Origin of the sequence: Streptomyces sp. 13-12-16, assembly GCF_002114215.1 — a bacterium.
Taxonomy (GTDB): domain Bacteria; phylum Actinomycetota; class Actinomycetes; order Streptomycetales; family Streptomycetaceae; genus Streptomyces.
Genome location: NZ_NCTE01001196.1, coordinates 1 through 769 on the forward strand (window position 1 = coordinate 1; position 769 = coordinate 769).

1 protein-coding gene is annotated in these 769 nt (G+C 75.3%); it reads left to right on the plus strand.

Annotation, left to right across the window (positions count from 1 at the left end; all coding sequences use genetic code 11):
• On the plus strand, positions 1-769 hold a 769-nt coding region (locus B7767_RS37415; protein ID WP_256923706.1), incomplete at both ends, for a condensation domain-containing protein.

The window sequence follows — 769 nt, forward strand, 5'->3', positions numbered from 1 at the left end:
CACCGCGCTGGACGGGCTGCCCGACGAGTGCACCCTGCCCGGCGACCGGCCCCGGCCCACCGCGCCGCGCGGCGCCGGCGCGCACGTCGAGACATCCGTCGACGCCGCCCTGCACCGCGCCCTGCTGCGCCTCGCCGACCACGAGGGCGCCAGCCTGTTCATGGTGCTGCACGCCGCCGTCAGCGCCCTGCTCACCCGCTGCGGCGCCGGCGAGGACATCGTCCTCGGCACACCCGTCGCGGGCCGCACCGAACCCGCGCTGGATCCGCTGATCGGCCTGATCAGCAACACCCTGGTGCTGCGCGCCGACACCTCCGGCGACCCCGCCTTCCGGGACCTTCTCGCCCGGCTGCGCACCGCCGACCTGTCCGCCCTCGACCACCAGGACCTGCCCTTCGACCGGCTGGTGAACGAACTGAACCCGCCCCGCACCCCCGGCCGGCACCCCCTGTTCCAGGTGATGCTGGCCCTGCAGAACAACGCACCCGCCGTCCTCGAACTCGGCAGCACCCGCGCCGAGTTGCGGCCCACCGCCACCGGCACCGCCAAGTTCGACCTCTTCGTGGACGTCCAGGAACATCACACCCCCGAGGGCGCCCCCGGCGGCCTGACGCTGCACGTCGAGTACGCCACCGACCTCTACGACGCCGGCACCGCCGAGGCGTTCGCCCACGCCCTGCACGACGTCCTGCGCACAGTGGGCGCCGACTCCGCGGCCCGCCTCACGGACCTGCCCGCACTCCCCGGACGCACCCCCGCCCCACCGGCC